Consider the following 4,999-nt stretch of genomic DNA (forward strand, 5'->3'; position numbering starts at 1 on the left):
GAGGTATAAGAGACAGCGGCTCCCCGGATCGGGGGCCGCGCCGCGGCGTGGGCACACCACCCCGGGGCGGCGCGGGCGTCAGCAGACCGTCCCCAGGCTGTAGCCGGGCTGCGCCGCCACGCCGTCCAGCCGGACCGGCCGGTCGGCCGGCGCCCACTCCTGCCCGCCGCTCGACCAGGCCCAGGAGGCCGGCAGGTACTCCCCGCAGGAGGCGGCCGTTCCCTGCGAGCCGTGCAGCACCGCGACGCCCGGCAGCTCCAGGGCCAGCCCGGTGCAGAGGACCGCGCAGACCAGCTCCAGGTCCTCGTCGTTGATCCGGACCACGCCGTCCTCCCACTGGAGCACCCGCGCCGCCGCGGTCAGCGCCCCGCCGGGTGCGTCCACCCGCAGGCGCAGCTCGTACACGCCGGCGCCCGCGCCGACCAGCATCCGCCGGAACACCTCTCCCCCGCGCTGGTAGGCGGCGTGTACCCAGGCGGCGTGCGCCTCGTCGGGCGCGCCCGCGCCCCCGCGCAGGCCCCCGTCGAGCAGCAGGTCGGCGTGGCAGAGCGTCAGCCCGTTCTCCCGGGCGCGCACCAGGCGCGGCACGAAGTCCCCGGCCAGCTCCTCGCCCTGGTACGCGAGCAGCTGGGTCTGCAGGGCCGGGTTGACCAGGTAGCGGTCGCGGGCGGCGGGCTCGGCCGGGTCCAGCCCGTGCAGCACGCAGAACTCCTCGAAGTCCTGCGGGTGGAACATCCGGGCCCGGACGGTGTCGAACCGCTCCAGCGCCTCGGCCAGCAGCTCGGCGGTGTCGGCCAGGTAGCGCTCGTGGTCGGGGGCGTCGGAGATCCCCCAGGCACGGGCCCGGGCGAAGTCGGCGGCGTTGGTGAGCACCCCGATGACGAACGCCTGCTCGGCGCCCTCGGCCCGCCGCGGCCGGTGCGACGCCCGTACCGCGGGCCGCGAGCCGCCGGCGGTGCAGTCGGAGTTGCGGCGGGCACGCCCCAGGTGACTCATGCGCCCACCTCGCAGCGCTCGGCAGGGGCATTCGCCCACACGCGCCTGTCGACTGTTCGCTCGCTGCGCTCGCTCACGGGATGGCTCCTGGCTTCGGCGGTCGGGTCATCGTTGACGGTCAGCGGCGGGCTCGCCGCTGACCGTCTTCCTCCCCATCCGCGCGCGCCGCACACGTACGGCGTGTCACAGGAATGTAACCACCGGTAATAGCACTGCTGCCGGACCTACCGCGGCACCCGGGCCAGCTGACGGGACTGCGCGACCAGCCGGCCGGACTCGTCCCAGATCTCCGCGTCCTCCTCGAAGTAGCCCCCGGCCAGGTTGCGGGTCGCGTGGGTGACCCGCAGCCAGCCGGGCACGGGCTTGGCGCGCAGGTGGACGGTCAGCTCGATGGTGGGCGCCCAGCCCGGCAGGCCGAGGTCGAAGGTGACCGGCGGCAGCGCGTCGGCGACCAGCAGGAGCAGCAGCGGGTCGGGCTCGCGGCCGTCGGCGAGCCGGAACCAGCCCTGGATCCGCCCGTTGCCGGAGGGCTGTCCGAGCGCCCAGCCGACGGTGGCCGGGTCCAGCCGCAGGTCGAACCGCTCCAACAGGGCCGCCTGGGCGATCAGCTCCTTGGGCGCGTGTTCGACGCCGATGCACTGGTCCGGCGGCGGCAGCTGCGGCGGCTGCGCGCTGGTGCGCACCTCGCCGTCGGCGTCGGCGAGGTCGCCGTGGCCGGCCACCACGCGCAGCCGCTCGACGCCGTCCTGGCTGAGCGAGGCGGTGCCGGTGGACAGGCCGCGGCCGGTGCGCAGCACCTCGGTGCGGACGGTGGCCGGGCCGGGAACGGAGGCGGACAGGTAGTAACCACTGATCGACACCGGGTCCGGGTGGATGCCGTGCTCCAGCGACAGCGCGTGTCCGGCCACCGCGAGCAGCAGTCCACCGTTCACCCCGCCGCCGATCTGCCAGCCGGCACCGAGCTCGGCCTCGTAGCGGCCGGCCTCCTCGGGGTGCCTGGTCAGGGCGATGCCCTGGTCGAACTCGCTGCGGATCGCCGTGGTCATGTGGGGACCTGCCTTCACGCGTGGCTCCGGACGTCAAGTTACTGACGAGTAGTCCCTCACCTTACGCCGCCCGGGTGAAACGCGGAACGACCGCCGGACACCTGTTCGGGTCCGACGGCCGTCCACGGGGCCGACCTGCTACCGGCGGATGCTCGGCTTCAGTTCGAGGAAACGGGCGAGCATGCCGTTGACGAAGGCCGGAGAGTCGTCCGTGGAGAACTCCTTGGCGATCTCGACGGCCTCGTCCAGGACGACGGCGTCCGGGACGCCGTCCTCCCAGATCAGCTCGTACGCACCGAGCCGCAGGACGTTGCGGTCCACGATCGGCATCCGGTCGAGCGTCCAGCCCACGGCGTACTGCTCGATCAGGTCGTCGATGCGGCGGGCGTGCTGGACGTACCCCTCGATGAGCTCCATGGTGTACTCACCGACCTGCGGGGTGCCCTCGTCGGGCTTGGGCTCGCGGGCGCGGGCCACCCAGTCGGCGAGGACCTGCTGCGGGTCTACCCCGCGGTGGTCGGCCTCGAAGAGGATCTGGAAGGCCCGGGTCCGGGCCTTGCTGCGTGCGGCCGACACGGACTTACTTCACCCGGCCGAGGTAGCTGCCATCGCGGGTGTCGACCTTGACCTTGTCGCCGGTGACGACGAACAGCGGGACCTGGATCTCGGCACCGGTCTCCAGGGTGGCCGGCTTGGTGCCACCGGTGGAGCGGTCGCCCTGGACGCCCGGCTCGGTCTCGGAGATGACCAGCTCGACGGCGGCCGGGAGCTCGATGTACAGGACCGAGCCCTCGTTCTGCGCGACCAGGGCCTCGAAGCCCTCCAGCAGGTACTTGGCGGCGTCGCCGACGACGGCCGGCTCGATGGTCAGCTGGTCGTAGGTGTCCATGTCCATGAACACGAAGTTCTCGCCGTCCTTGTACGAGAACTGCATGCCGCGCTTGTCGACGTTGGCGGTCTCGACCTTGGTGCCCGCGTTGAAGGTCTTGTCGACGACCTTGCCGGTCAGGACCTCCTTGAGCTTGGTACGCACGAAGGCCGGGCCCTTGCCGGGCTTGACGTGCTGGAACTCGACGACGGACCAGAGCTTGCCGCCCTCCAGCTTGAGGACCATGCCGTTCTTGAGATCGTTCGTGGAAGCCACGGGCGCACTTACTCCTGGATATAGCTGTCAAGGAACCAAGGGGTTGCGTCCTGCCGCCGACGGCCGTCGGGAGGCCGCGGTCACAGGGCGAGGAGCTCCTTGGTGGTGATGGTGAGCAGCTCGGGCCCGCCCTCTTCGAGGGGGCGCACGACGAGCGTGTCCTCGATCCGGACCCCGCCCTTGCCCGGGAGGTGGACCCCTGGGCCGACGGTGACCGGTACGCGGCTGTCCAGTTTACCCATGTCCGACGGGCCGAGGCGCGGCGCCTCCCGGATCTCCAGCCCGATGCCGTGGCCCACCGGGCGCGGGGACGCCTCGGTGTGGCCGGCCGCCTCCAGGACCTGCCGGGCCGCCCGGTCGGGTACGCACTGCTCCACCCCTGGTCCGAGCGCCTCCCGCCCTGCCCGCTGGGCCCGGAAGACCAGCCGGTGCAGCTCCACCTGCCAGGGCGCGGGGGTGGCGCCGATCACGAAGGTGCGGGCGGTGGAGACGCCGTAGCCGCGGTACTGGGCGCCCATCACCACGGTCAGGAAGTCGCCCTCCTCCACCCGGCGGTCGGTCGGCTGGTGGGCGGCCTGGCCGGAGTGGCTGCCGGTGCCGACCGAGACCGGGAAGGCCGCCCGGTCGGCGCCGTGGTCGATCATCCGGCGCTCCAGTTCCATCGCCAGGTGCCGCTCGGTGCGGCCGACCAGGATCGACTCCAGCAGCTCGCCGAGCGCCTGGTCGGCGATCTCGGCGGCGATCCGCAGGTCGGCGATCTCGCGCTCGTCCTTGATCACCCGCAGCCGCTCGACCGTCTGCCCGAGGTCCACCAGCCGGGCCCCCTCGGACCGGCCCCCCACCGCCCGGTGCCGGCTGACGGTCAGGTCGTGCTCCTCCACCGCCAGGCCCGACACCCCGGCCCGTACGGCGGCGGCCGCGGCGGCCAGCGCGGTGTCCGAACCGGCCGCCACCGGCATCCGGGTGACGTCCGGAGCGATCAGGTGCTCCCCGGAGTCGTCCGGCGGCAGGTCGTCCGGCAGTGCGAGCAGTGCCCGTTCCCTGGTCAGCAGCAGGCTCGCCCCGCAGGGCGCGCAGCCCGTCAGGTACCGCACGTTCGCCGCACGGGTGATCAGCGCCGCGTCGGCCCCGGCCGCACTGCAGTGCTCCCTCACCCGCTCCCGCCGCCCCGCGTACGCATCCGCCATGCGTCGAGCCTACGAACCCCCGGCCCGAACCGCCCGCCGAGCACCCCCGACAGAACCCCCGGTGCCCCTTGCACGCCCCCTGCGCGACCGCGCCGTCACTCTCGGACACGCGCCGTGACCCCCGCTCCCCCACGCGCCGCACACCGAGGGCTCCCCGCCCCTCGGCGGCACCCATCCATCACCGTCCGTCATCACTCGTTCACCGCTCGTCCGGGTCGAGCAGGCCCCGCCGCGGCGCGGGATCGCGCCACCGAAGCCGGGCGCGACCGGTGGGCCGACAGTGGGCGGACACGGGCGCTCCCCGGCGCCCGGGAATGGGCCGGGCCGGGCTCGCGTTGGACCCTGCGAAAACGACTTCCATTTCGGTGTACGGTCCCGGCCCGACGCCCGGGACCCGAAACCCCGGACCCCAGGAGGACGCCCCATGGCCCGCAGCGAACTGCGCCCGGTGATCAAGCTCCGCTCCACCGCCGGCACCGGCTTCACGTACGTGACCCGCAAGAACCGCCGCAACGACCCGGACCGGATGGTCCTGCGCAAGTACGACCCGGCGGCCGGCCGGCACGTCGACTTCCGCGAGGAGCGCTGACCCCGCACACACGAACGGCGCCTCCCCGGGCTCGGGG

The 4,999-nt window shown here is 73.4% G+C and carries 6 protein-coding genes; 1 reads left to right on the forward strand and 5 read right to left on the reverse strand.

Going from position 1 to position 4,999, the window contains the following annotated elements; translation table 11 throughout:
- Positions 1 to 78: 78 nt before the first annotated feature.
- From ACFU7Y_RS39995 to ACFU7Y_RS40015, 5 genes are all read right to left on the reverse strand, one after another.
- On the reverse strand, positions 79 to 996 hold the full coding sequence (locus tag ACFU7Y_RS39995) for a hypothetical protein (protein ID WP_224276683.1): 918 nt from the start codon (positions 994 to 996) through the stop codon (positions 79 to 81).
- A 224-nt stretch (positions 997 to 1,220) separates the two neighbouring features.
- Positions 1,221 to 2,042: a thioesterase family protein gene (locus tag ACFU7Y_RS40000; protein ID WP_224276681.1), complete on the reverse strand. Its 822-nt coding sequence runs from the start codon at positions 2,040 to 2,042 to the stop codon at positions 1,221 to 1,223.
- 138 nt (positions 2,043 to 2,180) lie between these two features.
- On the reverse strand, positions 2,181 to 2,618 hold the full coding sequence (gene nusB, locus ACFU7Y_RS40005; protein ID WP_030290257.1) for a transcription antitermination factor NusB: 438 nt from the start codon (positions 2,616 to 2,618) through the stop codon (positions 2,181 to 2,183).
- Between the two features lie 4 nt (positions 2,619 to 2,622).
- Positions 2,623 to 3,186, reverse strand: a complete 564-nt coding sequence (gene efp / locus ACFU7Y_RS40010) for an elongation factor P (RefSeq protein ID WP_224276679.1) — start codon at positions 3,184 to 3,186, stop codon at positions 2,623 to 2,625.
- Positions 3,187 to 3,266: 80 nt separating this feature from the next.
- The gene (locus ACFU7Y_RS40015) at positions 3,267 to 4,373 is read right to left on the reverse strand and encodes a Xaa-Pro peptidase family protein (RefSeq protein WP_224276677.1); all 1,107 of its coding nucleotides are present in this window, start codon (positions 4,371 to 4,373) and stop codon (positions 3,267 to 3,269) included.
- A gap of 424 nt (positions 4,374 to 4,797) precedes the next feature.
- Here ACFU7Y_RS40015 and rpmG point away from each other — a divergent pair, with 424 nt between their 5' ends.
- Positions 4,798 to 4,962: a 50S ribosomal protein L33 gene (gene rpmG / locus ACFU7Y_RS40020; protein ID WP_030056206.1), complete on the forward strand. Its 165-nt coding sequence runs from the start codon at positions 4,798 to 4,800 to the stop codon at positions 4,960 to 4,962.
- The last annotated feature ends 37 nt before the right edge of the window (positions 4,963 to 4,999 follow it).

The organism is Kitasatospora sp. NPDC057542, assembly GCF_042801945.1.
Lineage (GTDB): Bacteria > Actinomycetota > Actinomycetes > Streptomycetales > Streptomycetaceae > Kitasatospora.

Bases quoted from the DNA above. Each gene is read 5' to 3' on its own strand.
- ACFU7Y_RS39995 (WP_224276683.1), bottom strand. From the start codon at position 996: ATGAGTCACCTGGGGCGTGCCCGCCGCAACTCCGACTGCACCGCCGGC.
- rpmG (WP_030056206.1), top strand. From the start codon at position 4,798: ATGGCCCGCAGCGAACTGCGCCCGGTGATCAAGCTCCGCTCCACCGCC.
- ACFU7Y_RS40015 (WP_224276677.1), bottom strand. From the start codon at position 4,373: ATGGCGGATGCGTACGCGGGGCGGCGGGAGCGGGTGAGGGAGCACTGC.
- ACFU7Y_RS40000 (WP_224276681.1), bottom strand. From the start codon at position 2,042: ATGACCACGGCGATCCGCAGCGAGTTCGACCAGGGCATCGCCCTGACC.